Source organism: Bacillus cereus group sp. BfR-BA-01355 (assembly GCF_022663675.1).
In the GTDB taxonomy this organism is placed as follows: Bacteria; Bacillota; Bacilli; order Bacillales; family Bacillaceae_G; genus Bacillus_A; species Bacillus_A thuringiensis_S.
In genome coordinates, this window is record NZ_JAKUFY010000003.1 from 62,722 (window position 1) to 86,825 (window position 24,104).

Sequence of the window (24,104 nt, forward strand, 5' to 3'; positions counted from 1 at the left end):
GTTCCCCTCCCTTTACTACTTTCTACTTTTTAAAGCAGATAATGTATTTTTCATAACCGATTTCGCTTTCAATAACTCTTTTTTATTTGTTAAATTGTTATTTACTTCTTGATTACTTAAATATTTAGCAAGAGATTTAATTGACGTATGCTCATAAAGAACAACTATAGGTAAGTCTCGTTTAAAAGCTTCTTTTAATTTCACATTAATACGAACAAGATCTAAAGAACTCATTCCTAGATCGAAGAAATTATCGTAAATTCCTATTTCTTCAATTCCAAACATATCTTTTAATAATTCGTATAATTGTTGTTCAATTTCATTAGTTGGTGGTCTATACGTTGTGGAAACATCTGAACGATTCTGCTTTAATCTATTCTTACTTCCTTTTTCCAATAGTTCATTATAATAGTTGGCACCATTTAAAAGTTTCCAATGTAAATCTATTGGAGAAACCACAACTTGTTGTTGATTTCTATTGATAATACTACGGAATACCTTCAAGCCCTCTTCTACAGTTACACCATCATGTAATACACTTTCCATATCCATATTAAATTGCTTTGCCCATATTTCAGCAGACTTAAGTGACATACCCACCTCTTGCCAATCTGGCCAGTTAATAGCTACAGTGAACACTCCATCATGAGCCCGCTTATAAAATGCAAATGCATCTAAAAATTCATTCGCTGCATTATAACCACTCTGACCAAATTTCATATGATACGCCACATTACCAATTGATGAACATAGTACGAAGAAATCAATTGGTTCATCTTTTAATAAAGCATCGAGCACTAGTGTACCTTTAATTTTCGGAGCTAAAATTTTATTATTAGATTCTTTTTCACGATTCATCATAATACCTAGATAATCAGCGACACCTGCTGCATGAATTACGCCATTAATAGAACCAAAACGAGATTTAGCCTTTTCAATTGCCTGTTTCATATCATCTTGATTGGAAACATCAGCACTTAGGATCATGTATTCTGCACCTTGAGACTCCATTGTCAACAAATCAGAAATAACTCGGCTTACACGCTCGTCTTTATTTTCTAGGTACTGTTCCCATTGATTACGAGGTGGGAACTCTGAGCGGCCAATCAATATAAGTTTGACATTTGGTACTCTATTAGCTAAATCTTTTGCAATTTCAAATCCAATTCCACCAAGTCCACCAGTAATTAAATAGGCGCCACCCTCTCGTAATCTATCAATTTCTACATCTTCTTCCTCAAAAGGACTTTGAATAATCGTTTGCGCCCATCGATGACGTCCTCGATAAGCTACAACTATATCAGTAGAATCCACAAAACTCTCCATTAAACCCGCTTCTTCAAACATTTGTTGAGAATCTGTATCCATATCAATGGTACGACATTTTATATTTTGAAACTCAAGATTGCATATTTTTGAAAAGCCTAGAATTGTAGCTTGCTCTGGTTTTAAATTCAGCTCTGTACCTGTAACTTCGAACATACGGTCAGTAAAGATATTTAACTGTAATGCTCCCTCATAATTAATTTTCCCAATTGCTTGTGCAATATAAAGTAACGAATAATATCCTTCATCCATTGATCGTTCAATTCTCTCTTGATCGAGAATAACCTCATTAACTGGATTAAAGCTCCAAGCATGTATAATCTTATTTGGTAATAAATCTTTTTGTTCTAATTCTGAAAATAGCATTTCATAATGCATTTTTTGAGATGGACATATCGTATATAAACCGTCGGATTTTTCAGAGAAAATACCGCCTGTTTTAACTTCAATTACATCATGACCTTCTCTTTTTAATTTTTCTATCAGTCGATTGAATCTATTTAGATGATCATTGAAAATAAGCCATTTATATTTTTGTTCTTTCTTTATTTGTATAGATTTTAATGTTTTGCGTTCCCAAGAAGGCAAATAAAACCAGTCTTTAATAGTAGCCTGTTTATTATGGCCTCTTGTTTCCTGAGTTAAACTCCGAGATTGAGTATTAAAAATTGGATCAGCTTTAAATCGTTTTTTCATGAAAGGATACGTTGGTAAATCTAATAACCTTTTATTCTCAATGTTATTAAAAGTATTCCAATTTATAGTTCCACCTTGCATCCATAACCGTCCCATTTGTTTACATAAATGCTCGAAGTCATTTGATTTATCCAGAGGATGACGTAAAATGTTTAAAGCCAATTGATCTTTACTTCTATTTAAATGTTTTAATACAAAAGTTGATAATGCATTACCTGGGCCAATCTCCAGGCAAATTACATTTTTTAAATGAAAAATTTCAGATAATCCCTTTGAAAATTGAACAGTACTTCGTAGATGCTGTGCCCAATAAGAAGGTGATGTGGCTTGATTTGCTGTAATCATTTCACCTGTAATATTAGATATATAAGGTATTTTAGGACTTGATAATTTTATATTTCCTACAGCTTGCTCAAATGAATCTAGAACTTCATCCATCATTCGAGAATGGAAAGCATGCGAAGTAAATAGACGTGTTGTCTTTACTCCATGATTTAAAAGTAATTCCTCAATCTTATTGATTGAAAGTACAGTACCAGAAATTACTGAATGTTGAGAGGAATTTACAGCTGCTATATCTACATCATCTGTTATATAGGTTTTTAATTCTTCAACAGATAAATTTACACTTAGCATAGCGCCTTCTGGTACGCTATTCATTAACTTCCCTCTAATCATTACTAAATGTAATGCATCTTCATAAGACATTACTTCTGCTAAACAAGCTGCTACAAACTCACCAATACTATGGCCAAACATGACCCTTGGATAAACTCCCCAATTCATTAGAAGCTTGGCTAATGCATATTCAATAGTGAATAGTAGAGGTTGCGTCATTGAAGTTCTATTTAACTGTTCAGTTCCTTTATCCTCTGTCTCCTTTGTAGGATACAAAATATTTTTCATGTCTATATCTAACCAATTCGAGAGTAAGGCTAAACCTTGATCAACGTGTTCACGAAATACAGGTTCATTTTCATATAAATCTCTACCCATATTGATATACTGTGATCCTTGCCCTGAAAAAAGAAAGGCTAAAGGTCTACTCTCCATTGCGTTTGTTTTCTCTAGTCCCGTATCACCAAGTTTTTCTATGGCATCCTCTATTCCATTAGCAACTACAGCAGTTCTATATGGAAATTCACGACGACCTTTTTGTAATGTATAAGCTGTATCAGATAGTGATATCTCTGGATTCTCCTTCAAATGCAATAATAGATCGTTAGTAGCTTTATCTAAGGATTCCTCTGTTTTTGCTGAAACAGTTAATAAGTTCCAAGATTGTTTTTCAAAATTCTTAGCATTGTCAGGAACAGACTCTAACACTATATGTGCATTAGTTCCACCCATCCCAAACGAACTAACACCCGCTCTTCTTACCTCTTCTTTCCATGGGATAAGTTCCGTATTTACACGAAACGGATTTTTTCCAAAATCAATGCTAGGGTTTGGGTTATTATAATGAAGGCTCGGCGGAATTTTCTTGTTTTTCAAAGCTAAGACCGTCTTTATAAATCCTCCAACTCCTGCTGCAGCATCTAAATGTCCAATGTTCGTCTTCACTGATCCAATTAAAACTCTACCTGGTTCTTGCTTACCAAAAGCTAACTTCAATGCTTCTACTTCTATAGGATCACCTAGTTGCGTACCAGTACCATGAGTTTCTATATATGAGATTTCTTCAGGCTTAACGCCAGCTATTTCATGAGCCGATTTTATAACAGCAGCTTGTCCATCAACCCCTGGCGCTGTAAATCCAGCCTTATTGGACCCATCATTGTTTACTGCAGCTCCCTTAATAACTCCATGTATTAAATTCCCATCTCGAAGAGCGTCCTCTAACCTTTTCAGTACTACAATACCAGCACCATTTCCACCCACTGTTCCTTGCGCATCCTTATCAAAAGCTCGACAATGACCATCTGGTGAGAAAATCATACCATCTTCATATAAATATCCTGTTTTTGTTGGATAAGTTATACTTACTCCCCCGGCCAAGGCTATATCGCATCGTCCATCGATAAGATCTGCCCATGCGTTTTGAATAGCAACTAAGGAGGTAGAACAAGCAGTTTGTACTGTAATCGCTGGTCCTTTTAGATTTAATTTATAAGCCAATCGAGTAGCAAAGAAATCTTTTTCGTTTAACAACATTGCTTGGAAATCTTCTAATGTATTAGAAGATTCACTAGCAATAGAACGAAGCCAGTGGAAATTTGGTGATCCTCCAACATAAACTCCTGTATTCATATGAGAAGAATTAACCTCACCTGCTTGTTCTAGTGCTTCCCATGCGCATTCATGAAGTATACGCAGTTGTGGATCCATCATTTCAGCTTCTTTTAGACTGTAATCAAAAAATTCATTATCAAATGCATCTACATCTTCTAAATACCCTTTAGATTTTATATAATTAGGCTTTTGAATCACTTCTTTTGGTATGCCCATCTCACTAAGCTCTTCATCTGTAAATGTTCGAATGGATTCTATCCCTTGTTCTAAATTTGACCAGAATTGCTTAAGATTAGAAGCGCCTGGCATACGAACCGCCATACCAACCACTGCTACATCATTTTTATTCATAGATAAAAGATTTTCTTTCTTAACTTCTTCAGGTTGGCAGTCCATATCATTATCAATTCTAAAGTAGGAAGCTTGATCATGAACCGTTGGGTATCGGAATAACATAGGCATTGTAAGTTCTTTTTCAAACTTGCTTCGTAAACGAGAGAACAATCGAACCATTTTTAAGGAGTTCCCTCCAACATCAAAGAAATTATCATACAATCCTACTTTTTCTACCCCCAAAACTTCCTTCCAAACATCAGCTACTGTTGTTTCAAGCTCATCTAGCAAATCATTTGGTTGTACTAACTTAGTAGGCTTAGGTAAAGCACTACGATTAACTTTTCCATTCGTAGTTAATGGCATTTCACTTAAAAGCACAAAATACATAGGTATCATATACGAAGGTATTTTGTCAGTAAGATAATAACGTAATTCATTTTGAGATATATCTTGATCAGTTAGTATATAAGCACACAGTTCTTGCTCCTCTCCAAAAGCAATAGATAAAACTACCGCTTCCTTCACATCCGCATGCTGTTGTAAATGATGTTCTATTTCTCCTGTTTCGATTCGATAACCACGTATCTTCACTTGATGATCACTACGACCTATATACTCCATCTCGCCATTTTCAAGAATACGAACTAAATCTCCTGATCTATATAATCTTTCACTTGGATTATAAGGATTCTGTATAAAACGTTCACTGTTTAGTTCAGGACGATTTAGATATCCCCGCGCAACTCCATATCCTCCAACATAAAGTTCCCCTTGCATTCCCTTAGGTGTAGGATTCATATGTTTGTCAAATACATAGCACGAATACGTAGGAAGAGGCACGCCTATAGCACTAAGATTACTGTGCATTTCTTTTTCTCCAATTTCCTTATAAGTAACATGTACTGTCGTCTCAGTTATTCCATACATATTTACTATGACCGTATTAGGTGAACGCTTAAACCAACTTTGCAGTAAACCTGGCTTCAGCATTTCCCCTCCAAATGTAATTAACCTAATTTTAAAAGTGAGTTTAGGCATCTCTTCAACTACTTGTTGAAAAACATAGAATGCAGATGGAGTTTGATTCAATACCGTTACTCCCTCATCTGCAATCAACTGAGCAAGTTTATACGTATCACGGATTGTTTCTTTTGTTGCCAGGACAAGACGTCCACCATAAGTAAGTGATCCAAATATCTCCCAAACTGACATATCAAAACAGAAAGAATGAAATAGTAACCACACATCATTACTAGAGAATTTAAAACTATTTGGTTGATGCATGACAAGTTGTATTACATTACTATGTTCAATCATAACCCCTTTAGGACGTCCTGTTGTTCCAGAAGTATAAATGACATATGCTAAATTATTTGGGGCAACATCTACTCTCTCGAAATCTTGCATCGGTATCTCATTAAGTTCTTCAATAAAAAGCATTGTGCTATCAAATTTAACTTTATCCTCAAATAAATTTGAGGTTATTATTACATTTGAACCACTATCTTGAAGAATAAAATCAATTCGTTCCTGAGGATAATCAGGATCAATTGGAACATAAGCCCCACCTGCTTTTAAAATACCAAGTAGAGAGATAATCATATTAAATGAGTAATCCAACATGACAGCTACTGGAGAATCTAAAGTTACACCTTCTTTTAAAAGAGCAAATGCCACTTTATCCGCACGCTCATTCAACTCTCCATAAGTCATCTCACTATTCTCAAATGTAAGTGCTACTCTCTCAGGATGCTTTTCAGCTTGCATCTCAATTAATTGATGAAGTGTTGTGTGTGGGAATGTAGCACTTTGATTTTGACCACCTTGAAGCAAAAACTTTTCTTCTGCCTCATCTAACATTTTAAGAGTTTGTATTGGTTGTCCTTCATCTAAAAGCATTGAATCTAATAGCTGTATAAAATGGTTAGTTATACTGATAATAATAGATTCATCAAATACATCTTCAGGCCACATCATTGCAAGTTTAATAGAATCGAAACACTCTATTGAGACGGTTAAATCATAGTTGGTCATTTCATTTACTTCATAACCTGAAATTCTTACACTTTCATCAATTTCTTTCAGCTTTTCTATATCAAGAGGATAATTCTCAACTACCATAATAGTGTCGAATGACACGTTTAAATCAACAATTGGAGTCGTTTCATATTCAGTTCTTCTTTGGACATCACTTTGAATTCTTTGTAAAAGATCTGAAACAGTCATTCTCCCATCAGCACTTACACGAAGTGGTGGTGTATTTATAAATAAACCTACCATTTCACTCAGACCGTGCATTGGAATTGAACGCCCGGATACTGTTGTACCGAATATTACGTCCTCTGAATTTTTGTACCTTTGTAATAATAGACCCCAGGCTGTATAAAATAATGTAGCCAATGTTACACCTTGATTACTTGCAAAACTTCGAAATCTATCACTTCGCTCTTTATCTATCTCTTTTACATATGTTTTTGCTTTTTTTAGTTGATTAGAATTTTTATTGGATAAATTTATTTGTTCAGTTAATTCATTTAAATATTGTTCCCAAAAAAGCTTTTGTTTTGATTTATCTTGTTTTTGTTGCCATAGTATATATTCTTTAAATTTCTTTTTATTTATAGATGATGGTACATCTCCCTTTATTAACTCTCGATATACCTTAATAAACTCTTGTAAAATAATACTATTACTCCAACCATCAAACAAAATATGATGATGACGTAAAACCATTTCATATTCGCCTTCGTTCAAGTGGCATAGTTCAATAGAAAAGGGAACTGTTTGTAAATCAAAGCTTTCTATATCATTAGAGACTTTACCATCACTATATATAATGTTCGGAGTATGCTCTTTTAGTATAAGTTGTACAGGTTGTTTAACTTTTTCCCATCGAAAAATTGTACGCAGCATTTCATTTTCCCGCGTTACATAATTCCACGCCTCTTCAAACTTTGGAATATTAATTTTTCCAGTTAAGCAAAGTCGAAGTTCTTCATGATATAGCTTTCCTTCGGGTTCTTTCAAATAATGATAAAGAATACCTTCCTGCACTGGTGTAAGGGCGATTACATCTTCAATATCTTCTTTATGAATCTTTACTGCTTTCCTCATTAACAGAACCTCCTACAAGTGTGGTATGGTGGGAATATTTATCGGAACCTAATAAGGCAAGTACTTTTCTATCTATCTTTCCGCTATCCGTTAATGGCATTTCATTTACACGTACAAAACTGTTAGGTATCATATAATCTGGTAAAAATAAGCGTAGATATTTTTTTAACCTCTCTAACTCAATATCATTTTCTGACTCATAGAAAGCTATTAACTTAACTACCATCTCAGATTCTTGTCTTACAATTACCGCACATTGTAAAACTCCTTCACAAGACATTAAACACGATTCTATTTCCCCTAACTCAATACGAAGCCCATTAACTTTAACTTGAAAATCAATTCTTCCATGAAACTCAATATTTCCATCCGATCTTATTAAAGCTAAGTCACCGGTTTTATATATACGGGTATCAAGGGAATATTGTACAAACTTTTCTGCCGTTAATTGCGGCCTATTTACATATCCACGTGCTAATCCTATACCTGAGATACATAATTCTCCTATATGGCCTTCCGGAAGTTTATTACCATATTTATCAACAACAAACATCTCAATATTCTTAATTGGTCGCCCTATTGGAACGCTCCCTTCTGTAATCTCATGTGTCGGACAATCATAAGCAGTCACATCAATGGTTGCTTCAGTAGGCCCGTACAGATTAGTAAGAAGTGTACCATTAGAGAAATTTAGCAGCTTGTTAAAACGGTTTATATGTTGAGACAGTAGTGCCTCACCACTAACAAATACTTGTTTCAACGATTTTATTCGGTTAGTTTCACCTGTCACATCAAGATAGTGTAAAAATGCACTTAACATAGATGGTACAAAATGCATGATTGTCACGTCATTACTTTCAGTTGTCTCAATAATAGCCTGTGGAAACTTCTCCATCCCCGGCGCAAGAATACATACTTTGGCTCCAACTATGGCCCACCAGAACATCTCCCATACGGATACATCAAATGTATAAGGGGTCTTTTGTAATATAGTATCCTTTGAACTAATTGGATAAGCCTCTTGCATCCACTCAATTCGATTTATTAAGGCCGAATGCTCAATCATAACACCCTTAGGTTTCCCGGTTGAACCGGAAGTGTATATTACGTACACAAGATCAGAGGGTTTGTTAATACACTCTAGATTTTGACTCTTTCCTTCATAGGAAATCGAATCTAAAGCCAACATATCAGCTTTCAAACTATCTTGAAAACGATGTAGGATTTGCTTTTGCGTAAGTATTAATTTAGCACCGCTATCTTCTATAATGAATTGTAATCGTGATGATGGATGATTCGGGGAAAGCGGAAGATATGCTCCGCCCGCTTTCAATATCCCGAAAATTCCGACAACCATTTCGATAGATCGCTCTACCATAATACCTACAACTGTATCTGGACCAACTCCACCTTCACGTAAAAGACGAGCTAATTGGTTACTTTTTTCATTTAATTCCTTATAGGTTAATGTTTCTTTTTTAAAGATAACAGCAACCTCATCTGGCGTACGGACTACTTGTTCTTCAAACAGCTTTTGTATACATGTACTCATCCGGGTTGTATCACTCCTTTAGTTACAGGTATTTTTTCAATGGCACGTTTCGCTTTTTTAGCAAATCCCTTACCAAGTAATAGCTGATGAATCTGATTACTCCCCTCAACGATCTCCATTGTTTTAGAATCTCTAAAGCACCTTGATATTGAATAATTATCATTACAACCAAGTGCTCCCATAATCTGTACAGCATTCGTTGAATGCCTTGTACCTGAGCGCGATGCAAAATATTTTGCAATCATAATCTTTTCAGTAGCATCAGCTCGATGTTCATTTTTGGCCTTACAAGCTTCTAAACTAAGGAGTATAGAAGCTTCTAAATCTACTCCCATATCCGTAACCATATGTGAAATCATGCCATGATCAATTAGGGCGTTACCAAATGCGCTTCTATGTAATACATGATTCCCACAGATTTCTAAACAAGTACGTAATACACCAAGAGCAGCAAAGGCAATTGAAATACGCCCAAATTCTAAAGCATACGGTGCAAGGTAAGTAAAAGCAAATCCTGGTCTACCAATGATATTTTCTAAAGGTATTTCTACATTATTGAATTCAATTTCTGCCAAATATGCAGCTTTAAATCCAAGCATGTCTCTTATATGAGTAACATTTACACCCACACTATCTTTTGGTACTAAACAGGCAATTGGTTGTTCACCATTTAGTTTTCCAAATACCAAAAACACATCAGCAGCTGCACCAAAAGTGATCCACTTCTTCACTCCATTAAGGATTAATTTATCCCCGTGTTGATCGAAGTTCGTTTTAATCATATTTAAATCTGATCCTGCTCCAGGTTCAGTAAGAGCTAATGCAGCTATTTGATTACCAGATGCAAGTAATGGTAACCACTGATTTTTTTGATTTTCTGTTCCCCATTTTAAAATCGTTTCTGTTACCATCGTATGGACATTAAATAATCCCGAAAGAGAGACACTACCTCTTGCTATCGCTTCAGTAAATAACCCATACGTTACATAATCCCATTCTAATCCACCATACTCCGCTGGAAGTGTTCCACCTAAATAACCATTTTTAGCACAAGTCTTTATTATGTCTGATGGAATGCCTTGTTCAATCTCCCAACTATTAGCATGAGATTCTATATATTCACAAACAAAATCCGAAAAATTCTGATACATTTTATATTGAGATGGCTCTAAGTATTGTTTCATGTCCATTACCGAACCATTTGCTTATTTCTTATAAAATTACTAATAGAATTTACAGACTTATAGTTATCCATATCTAAGTCATCCATAGTTACCTTTATGGCAAATTCTTTTTCAAGAAAAGTCATCAATTGGATTGCAAATAAAGAATTAACTAATCCTTCTTCAAAAATCTCAGTGTCATCATTAAATTCAATACCTACATGATCTTGAATATACATATGAATAATTTGTTCTAAATTTTTATCTTGCATTTTATACACCCCTATTTATTATTTTTAATAAGCGTAAAAACCTTTACCACTCTTCCTACCACATTCACCAGCATCCACCATCTTTTTAAGTAACGGACAGCATCTAAACTTTGGATCTTGATATTCCTCATAAAGTACATTCAAAGAATGTAATACTGTATCTAATCCAATTAAATCTGCTGTTTCTAATGGACCCATTGTATGTCCAAAGCATTTTTTAAATATATCGTCTACCTGTTTAGGCGTTGCTACACCATCCATTACAACCCAAGCTGATTCATTCATGAATAAGTGGGAGATACGGTTAGAAACAAACCCAGTCTGATCATTAACCACAATTGCATCTTTATCTAATTGTTTGAGGAAAGATTGAGCTTTCTCGACCGTTTCATCTGAAGTTAAATACCCTCTAATAACTTCTATAGATGGTTTCATATATACCGGATTCATAAAATGCATTCCTATTATTTTATCTGGACGCTTTGTTACTCCTCCTACTTTTGTTATTGAGATACAAGACGTATTGACTCCGAAAATTGTATCCTTTTTACATATCTCATCTAATCTTCTATAGATCGGCTCTTTAATTTGCCAGTTTTCTGGAACATTTTCTACTATATAATCACATTCAGCCACTTCATCAAGATTAGTAGAGCTACTTATTAACGAAAGTACTTCTTCCTTATGCATTCTAGGAAATGCTTTATTAATTAGAGGAGCAAAGCGAACTGTCTCTAATATTTTCTCTTCCGCTATTTCTAACTGCTCTTCTGTAACATCAATTAATACCGTTTCTAGACCATGCAGCACTAAATCTACTGCCATGCCGATCCCCATTGTTCCAGCACCTACAATACCAATTTTCTTGAACATTTATCCATCATCGCTCCCTTAATATATTTATAATTTATATCTAAAAACTTTTACATTGAAGAACTCTTTGCAGGTAACGTTTTTGTTCTCTCTCTTTAATCTGTTTTTCAGTAAGTGCTGTTTTCATCATTTGGATTGCTTCTTCTACATCACTTTTCTCCACTGAATACCCCGAATTAATTTTTTCTTCCAATTGACTTTGGACCTTTTGAAATGGGAGTACTACCTTTTTCTGATAATCACTTAAATCTGTATTATAATTTTTTGTACTTACAACTACAGTTAAACACCCTGATATAACTTCTTCATAATCAGATTCTTGTAATGTAAAAGAATTTTTTGTATTTAGGATATCTTTCTCCCTTTCATAATTACATGTCGATATAGCAGGGTTAATAGCTTGCAGAAGATACTTCAAGACTTCCTTTGGTCCCATTTCAATAGCTTTCATAGACCCTTGATTCATTAGATAGTGAATCATGTCCAACCATTTCACAGGCTTTATTAATTGTAAGTAAAGGTTTTCTCTTATATTTTCTATACCTTTATACATTGAACTATCATGATTCGCTATGACAGGTACTAATGGCTGTTTCATATCTATATTTTCTAGTACACTCTTATATTTTTCAGCAGCAGGTTGCATCATAGGAGAATGAAATGGTCCACTTAATTTAAGGGGGATTGCAATTCCCCCATGCTCTACTACCATTTCACAAGCTAACTGAACCGCAGAGTTTGTACCAGAAATTGATGTTTTATTTGGAGTGTCATAAGCCGATATATATACTTCCTGTCCCTTGGTTAACAATTCTGAACAAATACCTTCAACAATTTCTGGAGCAAGATTGTTAACCCATGCCATAGTTCCATCTATAGTCAATGCATAGCTACTCAAAATCGTACTACGTTCTTGTACTAATTTTAAGGTATCTGAAAATGCAATTGCTCCAGAAGCACATAGAGCTGTATATTCTCCCAAAGAATATCCAATCATTGCCTCTGGTTTATTGCCTATTTCCTGTTCAAAAACTCGAAAAGCTGCCATGCTAGTTGTTACTAAAGCAGTCTGTGAATTTTGTAACTTTTCAAGGTCAGCTTTGTATATCTTCTCCATACAAAGGGAAGCCATGTCTATTTTTAGAGTGTCACTTGCTTCTTCAAATATCTCACGTGCTACAGGGAAGTTTTCATAAAGGTACTTACCCATTCCAGAATAATGAGATCCTACGCCAGGAAACATAAATACAATATTCATTTTTTTATCTCCCTTTTTTTCATCTTAAGCTATCTTCAACTCTATCTAATAAAGCTTGTCCCTCTTCAGTTTTTCTTAAATTCACTAAATCAACTACATAGCGAATATCTGATACATCATTCCATCCTAAATCCAGTGCAAGATTCATATGCTTTAACGAAAGATCGATTCTATCAATTAATGAATAACCACATGAAAGTAAAAAGTGATGCCATGCATTTAAATCTCCTACAGTACGAGCTTTTTGTACAAACTCACTAGCTTTATTAAAATCTGAATAGTATCTTAGTTGATGGTATGCGGTAAAAACGAAATTATCTAATTCGTTATAAGGAAACACATAAGCTGTATAGGTTTGAAGATTTGTGAATCCAACTTTTCCCGCTAGTTTAATAGATGGAATACGAAAATCCTCTGTCTTCCAATGTGGTGTTCTTCCTTGTTTTAAACAGTCATCCAAGAATGCTCTTGCAGCCAACCAAGCATACCCTTTACCTCGCTGGAATAAATCATAAGTGTTAATTCCAATTTCCACATCAGTATCTGTCGCAAAAACCGATAAGCAACTAGTTACAACTTGTTCATTTACCATTACTACATAACCAAATCCATTTCGAATGAAATCCTGAGTTGACTCCCAAAAATCAACAATATCATCCCGTACCATTGCGAACTTTTTATCTGATAACATGTCGATTGTAATACGTTCCACCGTTACCTCATCAGGCATATTAGGTTTAGATAACTTATTATAAGACTCCGGATCAAAAGTAAATGTTACTCGAGTGTAAGGTTTAGGAATAAACATTTGCAATTGTTCCTCGACAACCTGTTTCCATTTTGATTCGGGTAATAATTCAACCTGAAAAAAGTCATCCCCTATCTGCTGAGCCTCAGGTGCAATTACTTCTTTAATAAAAGTTGGTAGACTTGAAACAAAATTACTTGTAGGATCACCTAATAAATAAAAAATTTCTTGTTCTGCCCATACAAGTGCACATCTAGGGTTATTAGGATTATCCACATAAATATGTCCCTTATTGTAACCATGAGCTATACCATTAAGTATTGGATGGTTCTTATAATCAACGAGAAGTGGAGATATTTGTTTGAATTCATCCTTTTCTTTTACCAATTCATAAATCATATTCTTAAAAGTCCTCCCTTTTGAGAACAAGTGTGAAGTGCATGCTGCGCAATAATTGGCTGAAGTACCTGCGAGGTACCTTCAATAATTTCTAAAACCTTTGCTTCCCTAAATAAACGCTCAACAGGATATTCTCTTGAAAACCCGTTTCCACCAAACACTTGGACAGCGTCTGTGGCTACCTTCATAGCCATCTTTGAGGCAAAATATTTTGCAATGGTTGTTTCAATTACAGCATCAGTATGTCTATCCTGACGCTTTTTCCCAGCCTCTTGGCATAACGAACGAGCTGCTTTTATATTTACACTTGCTTCTGCTAAAATTGTTTGAATTGCTTCATATTCACATATATATTTATTTCCTTGTTTTCTTCTTCTTGAATAAGCTACCATTGCTTCTAGTGCTTCTTGAGCAATGGCTACTCCCGCCCAGGCAATACTATATCTACCATGATCAAGAGCTGTGTTAACTACATAACTCCATCCACCCCCAATTGGTCCTAACAAATTTTCAGCTGGTACCTTTACATCTTGCAAATGAATCTCAGCTATATGCGAGGAATTACTTGCTAACAGTTTACTCATTTTATTTGTAGAAACACCCGTCATTGACCGTTCAACAATAAAAGCGCTAACTTTTCCCTCACTAGACGCAAAAACTAAAAAACAATCCGCAATGTCAGCAAAAGAAATCCATTTTTTGTGCCCATTAAGAATAAAATGATCATTAACTTGTTTATAGGAAGTTCCAACCGTTTTTGCATCAGAACCAACCTCTGGCTCAGTTAGGGCAAATGAAAATAATAGGTTCCCCTTTGCCATCTCAGGTAACCATTTTCTCTTTTGCTCTTCAGTCCCCCACCTTTTAATTGACTCCCCTACTAAAGATACATGAACTGTAAGTAATTCACGAACCGAATTACAAGCTTTACCAATGATTTCAGTAAGACGACCATAATCTAAAGAATCAAGAGAAAGCCCACCATATTCTTTTGGTATCGTTGCACCCAATACACCATAACTTGAGATTTCTTGTATCACATCATAGGGAAGCTCTTCATTACTTTCAAACTTACTTGCTCGAGGCCGAAGCTTCTTTTCCGCAAACTCATCAACTACTCCCAGAATCTCTTCTGCATTACTCATACTGTGAAATTCCCATTCTTCTTTTTGTTAATTAGATCAACCATATTATTAATAGTAGAAAAGTTAATAATATCAAGTTCATCATTATCTACTACTATATCAAACTCCGTTTCTATGAAATTTAACATTTGCATAGCAAAGAGCGAATTTACATAACCTTTTTCAAATATGTTTTCATCATTAGCAACAATAGTTTCCTCTGCATTAAAAATAATAAGATTTTTTTTAATGTATTGACGTATTTTTTCATGATTATCCATGTAATTACTCCTTCTGAGACCTGGGAAATCAATTAACCTATATCCCAATTAAAATCAGTCTCTATTTTTATTTTTTCTTTCTCCTGAGTCGCAGATAAAACAAGTTCTTTTTCCTCACTTGTTAACATTTGAATATCTTTTAGACTAACATTAGGATGAGTTGTTATTTCTTCTAATAGAAGGTTAAATCGCCGTCCAAATTCTACTATTGTTGATTTATCAAATAAAGATGTAGCATATTCAAAAGTGAATTCATATATATCTTTATTTTCTTCAGCAATAAGAGTTAAATCAAACTTACTTGTTAGTGTATCTGTGTTTGTTTCCGTGCTAATTTCTAATCCATCCACAACTGTATGTTTTTCATCAGAATTTTGTAATACAAACATGACATCAAATAAAGCACTTCGGCTTAAGTCTCTAGAAAGATCTAATTTTTCCACTAACTGATCAAATGGATACACCTGATGTTCGAAAGCTTCTAACGTATCGTTTTTCACTTTTTTCAAGTGATTAATAAAAGATTGATCTGGATTTATTTGATAACGTAATGCAATTGTATTTACAAACAGCCCCATAAGAGGTAACAGATCAGCATGCGGCCTACCTGCAACTGGTGATCCTATAATGACATCCTTTTGTTCCCCATGCTTGTACAGAAAAATAGTGAAGGCAGCCATAAGTAACATAAAAGGTGTCGTATCAGTTTCTAGTGCTATTTTTTTTATTTTTCGAGTAATTTCCTTGTTTACTTGGAAATTATATTGTTCACCCTCAAAACTCTTTACAGGTGGTCGACCTCGATCATATGGTAATTCAAGAACTGGTATATCCCCTGAGAATAATTCTTCCCAGTATTTCTCATGGATATCAAATTCTTTAGAAGATAATAATTTTTGTTCCCACACAGCATAATCTTTATATTGCAAACGATTTTCCGGCAATGTTTCCCCAGCATATAGGGCCTTAAAATCATGCATAAAGATACTTAAAGACACGCCATCTGTTATGATGTGATGAAGGTCAATTACAAGTAAATAACTATGATCTTTTAACTCCTTTAGTCCAGCCCGCATTAACGGAACCTTAGAAAGATTAAATGGTTGTAACCATTCTTTATACTCTCCCTTTATCATTTCTAGCTCAAATGTTACCTGTTCTAATACTCTCTGTACTAACTGATCCCCCTGCCACTCAAACTGTGTTCTGAGTATTTCATGGCGTTTAATAAGCTTTTCAAAGACTAATTCTATCCTTTTCCGGTCCACCGTTCCTTTAAGAATAAAACAACTTGGTACATTGTATGTCATCTGTGCCCCATCCATCTCTTGTAATAACATCATTCTTTTTTGAGTCGATGAAACCGGGTATACCATAGATTCCGGTACTATTTCTATATCTTGCAACCTATTTTCTTTTGAATTTTTAATAAAATGACTTAAAGTGCTTATTGTTGGATACTCAAAAAGATTTGCCAATGATAATTGTACGTTAAATTCTTTCCATATTTTAGCGTTGATTACAGTAGCATGAAGGGAATGACCACCAAGTGCGAAAAAATTATCTTCCACACCAATACAAGGATTACCTATAACTTCTTTCCATATATCAACTAGCTTTCTCTCCATATCATCGAGTGGTTTTACATAATTAGTAGTCTCCATCGATGGAGAAGAATCTATAATTACATTCTTTGTATTACCTTCTATAACAGAAAAAAGAAATGTCATTATTTGTTCAGCTAAATTTTGCTCGTATTCTGCAGCATGGTGAATTTTATCTGAAATGTTTACTATTCCTTCTTTAGTTACTGATTTTGTTAAGTGCATTTTTATCAATGATCCACGAATTACTCCCCAATTGGCAGCTGCTGTCTTCATAGATTCAGCGATAGTTTGGAAGTCCGAGTGATAACGCTCACCAAGAAACGAAAGCATTTTTGAAAACTTCACTCGGCCATCTACAACTTGACCTAAATGTGAGAATAACGGGACATCATTAAAGTCTAAATATCCATCTGTCTCTTTATTTAAATCAAACCTACTTATTAGTTTCGTAGCAAAAAGGTGCATTTGTGAAAAAATATGTTTTTCATCTTTTATATGTTTTATCCAATTTGACAAATCGGTTGTAATCGATTGTATGTCTGTGATTTCATCTTCAGTAACTTTTAAAGTACTTACTTTTTGATAACCCTTATGAAAAAGTTCTGTTGAAAATTGTGCATTTTTAACCATAAAATATGGATCGGTAATAATTAAACAGTCTTCTTCGGGCTCATATCCTACAATAACAAATGAATGAACAATATGATTTTTTAGATAATTCTCATCCCAAGGAAGCCAGTATGCATTCATGGTTACCACCACAGGAAATCCCGAGTATAATTGTTCTAATATAATTTCAAATCCTTCATCGGATGAATCTGTATCAAATATAGTACTTTTTATACCATGATATTTTTCTAAATCACTTACAAAATAACCAGACTCTGTATATAAACCATCCCCTAGATTTCCATTATCGACAGGAGAAAAACCAAAATCCCATAATCTAGCGTACATTAAATAATGTTTACGCTTAAACCAATTAGCTAACGTAGCAATTACATCATCAATACAATTCTGTTCAGAACTTTTACAAGGCTCTACATCATATAAAATTGAAGAAGTATAATTTCCCATTTACTCACCTCTATATTTTTACCAACAGGAAAAACTATTGTAATTTGGTTATTTCTCTATACTAAGTTGACAGAGATATGTATATATTCTTTAAAAAGCTATCAATTATTATTAACGCATTTCATATAAAGAATCTTATTTCTCGAATCACTTTTTTATTTTAATCATTCTATAATAGGGAGGAGAATTCCCTAACTCATATTCACCAGAATAAACACTAACATTCTAGAAAGCTAAGAGGGAAAGCTCCTTTAATCCCACAGTATAGCAAGTGTAAATTTAAACTCTTAAAAGTCGTGTTTACAATATGAAGTAATACTAATTATTTTTCTTTTCTGCTATATAAGCAGCTAGTTGTTTAATATTGCGTTTTGTATATGCGACTAAGTCGTCCGTATTAAGATTCTCGTTTTCTAAAGCAAGATCAAGCTCAATAGCTAGTAGAGAATTTCCTCCTAAGTCAAAGAAATCATCCTCTACACCGACAGCTTCAATCTTCAATATACTTTTCCATATTTCAACCAAACGAGATTCTAACTCATTACTAGGAGACATCATACTCTCCTCCTCATTCTTAGGTAAAGACCTAGGTGAAGGTAAGGAATGTCGATCAACCTTTCCACTTGGTGTTAATGGTATGTTTTCAACTTCAACAAAGAAAGTAGGTATCATATAACTCGGAACTAATTTCGCAAGATGCAATTTCAAATCAGAAATGGATACAGGTGATTTTGCTACGAAATAAGCTACAAGTTTTTTCTGCCCATCTTCATCTTGAATGTCTACTATCACTGCTTCTTTAATTGCATGATGTGAAGATAAAGCATCTAAAATTTCCCCTGGCTCAATTCGATATCCTCTAATTTTTAATTGTTCATCATTTCTACCGAGGAATTCTATATTCCCATCAGGTAACCAGCGTGAAAGATCTCCTGTCCAGTACATTTTCTCCCCTTTTACAAATGGGTCTGGTAAAAACTTTTCTTCAGTTAATCTCATTTGATTTACATATCCTCTTGCAAGCCCTTCTCCCGCAATATACAGCTCTCCTACCGCGCCAATAGGCTGAAGTCTCTGTTTTTGATTAAGTATATAAAGCCTTACATTCGGAATAGGCTTTCCAATAGGAATAGTATTATAGTTTTCACTTTCTTGAAGTGAAAATGTACTTGCGATAACCGTCGCCTCAGTAGGACCATACATATTTTCTATTTGAGTCGATAGTCGATGCTTTTTAAATTTATTAACCACCTCATGTGTCAAAGCTTCACCCGCAAGTAATATATACTTTACTTTATTTAAAACCTGGCAATTTTCATTATTAAGTGTATTTACGAATGCCCTAAACATAGACGGTACAAAATTTAATAATTTTACATCATATTTATCTATAGTTCTTAAAATTGCCCTTGGGTTTCGATGTTCCCCATTTTCCATTATTACTAATTTACTACCTACTATGGTCCACCCAAACAACTCTAAAACAGATACATCAAATATATAAGGCGTCTTCAGTAAATACGTATCTGATTCATCCATAGGATATAAATGAGTCATTGAAAATAAGAAATTCACAATACTACAATGTTCAATCATGACTCCTTTTGGTCTACCTGTAGAACCTGAGGTATATAAAATATAAGCTAAGTTATTTGGTTTTCCAGTAACCTCCAGGTTACTTGTATCACCAACGTACAAATTTTCTTGCTTTAAATCAATAATCTCTCCTACAAATGGAATTTCACCTACGTATTTAGATTCTGTAAGTACAAATTGAGGATTACAATCCCCTAAAATATGTTCCATTCGACGCTTTGGATATTCAGGATCAATTGGTACATATGCAGCTCCAGATTTTAGCGCAGCAAATATAGCTATAATCATTTCTACGGATCTTTCCACAACGATACCAATTTTAGTTTCCTGATCTACACCTTTTTGTCTAAGAATACGAGCAAGCTGATTTGCTCGATTATTGATATACGAATAACTGTACGGTATATCATTTGAAATAACTGCGATTTCTTCTGGTTTATTTTCAACCTGATCCTCAAAAAATTGATGAACTAATTTACCCTGAGTAAAATCTAATTTTGTATTATTAAGTTCATTTAACATCCTTGTGGATTCACTTTTACTTAAAACATTAACGTCTTCAATTTTCGCTTCAGGATTAGCTACCATCCACTCTAGCGTATTTATAAAATGCTTCATAAACCGCTCTATAGTTTGCGGATAATATAGTCCTGTCGCGTATTCCAATTCTAATCGCAGACCCTCTTCTTCCGGAAATACTTCTATACTCATATCTACCTTTGAAGCTTGATGCTTAATTTCGTATGATTTAAATGTAATATCTTTTATTTTTTCTGATGTTCTTCCGATATTCTGCATTACTAACATGACATCAAATACAGGATTTCGATTAGTATGATAAGCCATGTCTAACTTATTTACTAACTCATCAAATGGGTATTCTTGATATTGAAATGCTTCTAGCGCATTTTCTTTTACTTCATTTAAGAATTGAATTATCGTCTTTTCCGCTTTAGGATGATTTCTCATAGGTAGAGTATTTACAAACATACCTATGAGAGGCTCAAGATCATGATGAATTCTTCCTGCAATTGGAGAACCTACTATAATATCTTCCTGTTGCGTATACACATGCAATACTATATTTAGTGACGAAAGAAGTACCATATATAAAGTAGCTTCTCTTTCATCCGCAAAGGATTTTAATTTATTAGAAAGTTCAGGTGTTAAATGGAATACTAATCTATCACCTTCAAAAGTTTGATTTAGCCCACGTGGCTTATCGGTTGGGAACATAAGAATTGGTAACTCACCTTTAAACTTCTCTACCCAATACTCTTCAATTTCTTTCAGCCCTTCATCATGTAAACGGTTGGTTTGCCAATTGGCATAATCTTTGTATTGTATTTTAATAGGCTCTAAGGTTTTGCCTGAATATAAATCTATAAACTCTTTTTCTAACTTCGCTAAAGATACTCCATCTGCTATTATGTGATGAAGATCAAATAGTAACAGATATTGATTGAATTCTAATTTCATTAAACCGACGCGCATAAGTGGAGCCCTATCTAACTGAAAAGGACGAACAAATTCCTGTATTAGCTCTTCAATTGTTGATCTATCAGATTTATATAAATGTTCAATTCTAATATCTAAACTATCATGAATAAATTGAACTGGTTCACCTTTAATAAATTGGAATGAAGTTCTTAATGATTCATGACGTTCTACTAATTCTTTGACACATTGTTCTGCCTTTATAAAATCAAACTCACCTTCTATTAACATTGCACCTGGTATATTGTAGGCAGTTCCTATTCCAGCAAAGCGGTTTAATATATATAATCTTTTTTGTGAAGAAGAAGCTTGATAAAATTCTCTATCAGGTACGATCTCAATTTGAGAATAATTTTTCTTCCCTTCATATTTCTCTATATACTCCGCTAATAGCATAATTGTAGGCCTTTGAAACATTTCACGTATAGGTACATCTACACCTAAACGTTTATATATGTGTGAAACAACAGAAGTAATTTGTAATGAATTACCTCCTAATTCGAAAAAGTTATCATTCACACCTATTTTCTCTATTCCAAGTACTACTTTCCATATCTCAGAGAGCATTTGTTCAATTTCATTACGTGGTTCAATAAATAAAGCTGTGGATTGCTCCCAAATTGGATCTGGAAGAGCTTTCCGATCTATTTTACCGTTTGATGAGATTGGAAACTGCTCAATCGGGATGATGTATGCAGGAATCATATAAAAAGGTAAATACTCTCTAAGGAATTGGCGTACCTCTTCTACTTTAGCTGAAGAATTCATAACAACATATGCACATAAAACCGGAGCATCTTCTCCCTCTTTTTTACGTGTAATTACAATAGCTTCACCAATTTCAGGATATCGTAATATCTGCTTTTCTATTTCTCCCAATTCAATTCGTAATCCACGAATTTTGACTTGATCATCCATACGGCCTAAATATTCAAGATTTCCATCTGGTAACCAGCGTGCCAAATCTCCAGTACGATATACCTTGTCATCTATAATAGAAGAACCCTCTTTGTTGATTTGTATAGGAACAAATTTCTCCATAGTTAACTTAGGTTGATTTAAATAACCTCTTGCTAATCCTTCTCCTGAAATACACAATTCCCCAGGAATTCCAACGGGTTGTAATTGTTGATTATCACCCATAATATAAACTTTTTGATTAGCTAGAGGTCTTCCTATTGGTAATTGATTCATAAATTCTAACTCAGCGTGCTGAACATGATAACATGTAGAATCTACAGTTGTCTCTGTAGGTCCATAAGCATTTGTTAAATTTGGTCGGCAGTTTTCATTAAATAAACCAAGGAACTTCCGTGCTAATTTCGGTGGTAATTCCTCTCCAGCAATAATAAAATGTTTAAATGAATATTCTACCTCTTCATCTATAAAATTAGTTAATAATCGAAGATGCATCGGCGTTCCATCAGCAATATTTATTTGCTTTTCTTGATAAAAATTAATTAACTCCTGCCCATCAGTTCTTGCTTCCTCAGGTACTATAAATAAACTATTTCCTAATAGAAGCGCACCAAACATGTTTTGTACTGAAGCGTCAAACTCAAAAGGTGAAACTAACCCGATTCGCATAGAGGAACTATATTTATCATATATTTCATTTTTTAACCCGAATATTAAATTTACAACACTACGATTTTCAACCATAATTCCTTTAGGATTACCTGTTGTTCCAGAAGTAAAAATAACATATGCCAAATCGTAAGGTGTACTTACTGAAGGGAAACTAACCAATTCTGTTTCAAGTAGTTCATTAAAACTTACCATACTACAAGCCTGGATTTCCCTTGTAAAATCTTCACTAATAACTTCTGGTTTTACTATACAAAGTGGAGATTTACATTCTTTTAGCATTGCCTCTATCCGTTTATACGGCAAATATATGTTAATAGGTAAATAAGCAGCCCCACTTTTTAAAATACCTAGCAATGCAATTACTGCATCAATTGATCGATTCATCATAAGGCCAACAATGTGTCCTTTTCCAATTCCTTTTTTATGTAGAGAACTGGCAACCAAATCTACCTTTTCTTTTAATTGAGAGTATGTTATTTCTCTTTTGTCATCAGAAACAGCAAGCTTATTTGGATTATGCATGACTTGTTCTTCAAATAACTGTATTACCGTTAAATGATGCGGGTAATCTAACTCAGTTTGATTAAATGTAATTAAATCTCTTACGTCATTATCACTAACCCAATCTAACTCTATATGTGGTGTATTCGGTTGTAGTAAAGCTTGCTCTAACAAGTCTATAAAATGATGACCAAATCGCGTAACAGTAGATGTTTTGTATAGATGCTCATTAAAATATATACCACCTTCTATACACCCATTTACTTGACGGAAAGAGAATATAATCTCAGCATTGCTCTCACTTAAATAATTTAAATCTTGAATTTCCTCTAGCAAAATTGCAGTACGGAATGGATAATTACGCCCCTCTGGAAGGTAGTTACTCAAAACCGGTTGTAAACTTTCCAATGGGAAATTTTGATGTTCTAAAGCATTAACCATTACTGTACTAACTTGCTGGAGAATTTGTCTAAATGTCATATGTTCCTCAAGACCATGTCTTAAAACTAACAAAGTATTAATAAGGTTAGTATCACTGTCTTGTTTTAAAACAGGTGTACCAATGCATATATCTTGCAATCTAGTATATTTATTTAACAGTAAAGTAAGTCCAGCAGTAAGAATCATGTGCAATTGAAGATCTGATCCATTTGCTAACTTTAAAATCTTCTCAGACAATTCCTCTTTTAGTTTTATGCTAACATTTGATAAATTCACCTGTTTGTTTGATGTCCGGTAATCATAAGGGAAATGGCAGTCAGCCAGTTCCCCTGATAAGTTTTCTAACCAAAATTCTCTTTCCTTTATTCGTTCATTTGCGGCAATTACTTTATCTTTATTCGCTATTCGTTCAACCATAGTT

Annotated in this window: 11 protein-coding genes; all 11 read right to left on the reverse strand. The window is 34.2% G+C overall.

Annotation, left to right across the window (positions count from 1 at the left end; genetic code table 11):
- Positions 1–15: 15 nt before the first annotated feature.
- A complete protein-coding gene (locus MR167_RS01990; protein WP_242313788.1) occupies positions 16–7,704 on the reverse strand; it encodes a non-ribosomal peptide synthetase/type I polyketide synthase in 7,689 nt (2,562 codons plus the stop codon).
- Positions 7,679–9,256 carry a zwittermicin A synthase ZmaJ gene (gene zmaJ / locus MR167_RS01995; protein WP_098578151.1) on the reverse strand — a complete coding sequence of 526 codons (1,578 nt, stop codon included), beginning with the start codon at positions 9,254–9,256 and terminating at the stop codon, positions 7,679–7,681. Before zmaJ ends, MR167_RS01990 begins: the two co-directional genes overlap by 26 nt.
- On the reverse strand, positions 9,253–10,446 hold the full coding sequence (locus MR167_RS02000) for an acyl-CoA dehydrogenase family protein (protein WP_242313790.1): 1,194 nt from the start codon (positions 10,444–10,446) through the stop codon (positions 9,253–9,255). The genes zmaJ and MR167_RS02000 overlap by 4 nt, the downstream gene beginning before the upstream one ends.
- Positions 10,446–10,691, reverse strand: a complete 246-nt coding sequence (locus MR167_RS02005; RefSeq protein WP_001152971.1) for an acyl carrier protein — start codon at positions 10,689–10,691, stop codon at positions 10,446–10,448. The genes MR167_RS02000 and MR167_RS02005 overlap by 1 nt, the downstream gene beginning before the upstream one ends.
- Positions 10,692–10,715: 24 nt before the next feature.
- Positions 10,716–11,564 (reverse strand): 3-hydroxyacyl-CoA dehydrogenase family protein, encoded by an 849-nt coding sequence (locus MR167_RS02010; RefSeq protein ID WP_000473347.1) that lies wholly within the window; start codon positions 11,562–11,564, stop codon positions 10,716–10,718.
- A gap of 40 nt (positions 11,565–11,604) precedes the next feature.
- Positions 11,605–12,822, reverse strand: coding sequence for an ACP S-malonyltransferase (locus MR167_RS02015; protein WP_086398245.1), 1,218 nt, complete (start codon positions 12,820–12,822; stop codon positions 11,605–11,607).
- A gap of 19 nt (positions 12,823–12,841) precedes the next feature.
- Complete coding sequence (locus MR167_RS02020) at positions 12,842–13,969, reverse strand: GNAT family N-acetyltransferase (RefSeq protein ID WP_098400523.1); 1,128 nt, start codon at positions 13,967–13,969, stop codon at positions 12,842–12,844.
- Positions 13,966–15,114, reverse strand: coding sequence for an acyl-CoA dehydrogenase family protein (locus tag MR167_RS02025; RefSeq protein ID WP_242313792.1), 1,149 nt, complete (start codon positions 15,112–15,114; stop codon positions 13,966–13,968). Before MR167_RS02025 ends, MR167_RS02020 begins: the two co-directional genes overlap by 4 nt.
- Positions 15,111–15,374, reverse strand: a complete 264-nt coding sequence (locus tag MR167_RS02030) for an acyl carrier protein (RefSeq protein ID WP_000368640.1) — start codon at positions 15,372–15,374, stop codon at positions 15,111–15,113. Before MR167_RS02030 ends, MR167_RS02025 begins: the two co-directional genes overlap by 4 nt.
- Positions 15,375–15,406: 32 nt before the next feature.
- Positions 15,407–18,058 (reverse strand): condensation domain-containing protein, encoded by a 2,652-nt coding sequence (locus tag MR167_RS02035; RefSeq protein WP_002083440.1) that lies wholly within the window; start codon positions 18,056–18,058, stop codon positions 15,407–15,409.
- Between the two features lie 318 nt (positions 18,059–18,376).
- Positions 18,377–24,100 (reverse strand): non-ribosomal peptide synthetase, encoded by a 5,724-nt coding sequence (locus MR167_RS02040; protein ID WP_242313793.1) that lies wholly within the window; start codon positions 24,098–24,100, stop codon positions 18,377–18,379.
- Positions 24,101–24,104: the final 4 nt, after the last annotated feature.

Coding starts and splice junctions, on each gene's coding strand:
- MR167_RS01990 (WP_242313788.1), bottom strand. CDS start 7,704: ATGAGGAAAGCAGTAAAGATTCATAAAGAAGATATTGAAGATGTAATC.
- zmaJ (WP_098578151.1), bottom strand. CDS start 9,256: ATGAGTACATGTATACAAAAGCTGTTTGAAGAACAAGTAGTCCGTACG.
- MR167_RS02000 (WP_242313790.1), bottom strand. CDS start 10,446: ATGGACATGAAACAATACTTAGAGCCATCTCAATATAAAATGTATCAG.
- MR167_RS02005 (WP_001152971.1), bottom strand. CDS start 10,691: ATGCAAGATAAAAATTTAGAACAAATTATTCATATGTATATTCAAGAT.
- MR167_RS02010 (WP_000473347.1), bottom strand. CDS start 11,564: ATGTTCAAGAAAATTGGTATTGTAGGTGCTGGAACAATGGGGATCGGC.
- MR167_RS02015 (WP_086398245.1), bottom strand. CDS start 12,822: ATGAATATTGTATTTATGTTTCCTGGCGTAGGATCTCATTATTCTGGA.
- MR167_RS02020 (WP_098400523.1), bottom strand. CDS start 13,969: ATGATTTATGAATTGGTAAAAGAAAAGGATGAATTCAAACAAATATCT.
- MR167_RS02025 (WP_242313792.1), bottom strand. CDS start 15,114: ATGAGTAATGCAGAAGAGATTCTGGGAGTAGTTGATGAGTTTGCGGAA.
- MR167_RS02030 (WP_000368640.1), bottom strand. CDS start 15,374: ATGGATAATCATGAAAAAATACGTCAATACATTAAAAAAAATCTTATT.
- MR167_RS02035 (WP_002083440.1), bottom strand. CDS start 18,058: ATGGGAAATTATACTTCTTCAATTTTATATGATGTAGAGCCTTGTAAA.
- MR167_RS02040 (WP_242313793.1), bottom strand. CDS start 24,100: ATGGTTGAACGAATAGCGAATAAAGATAAAGTAATTGCCGCAAATGAA.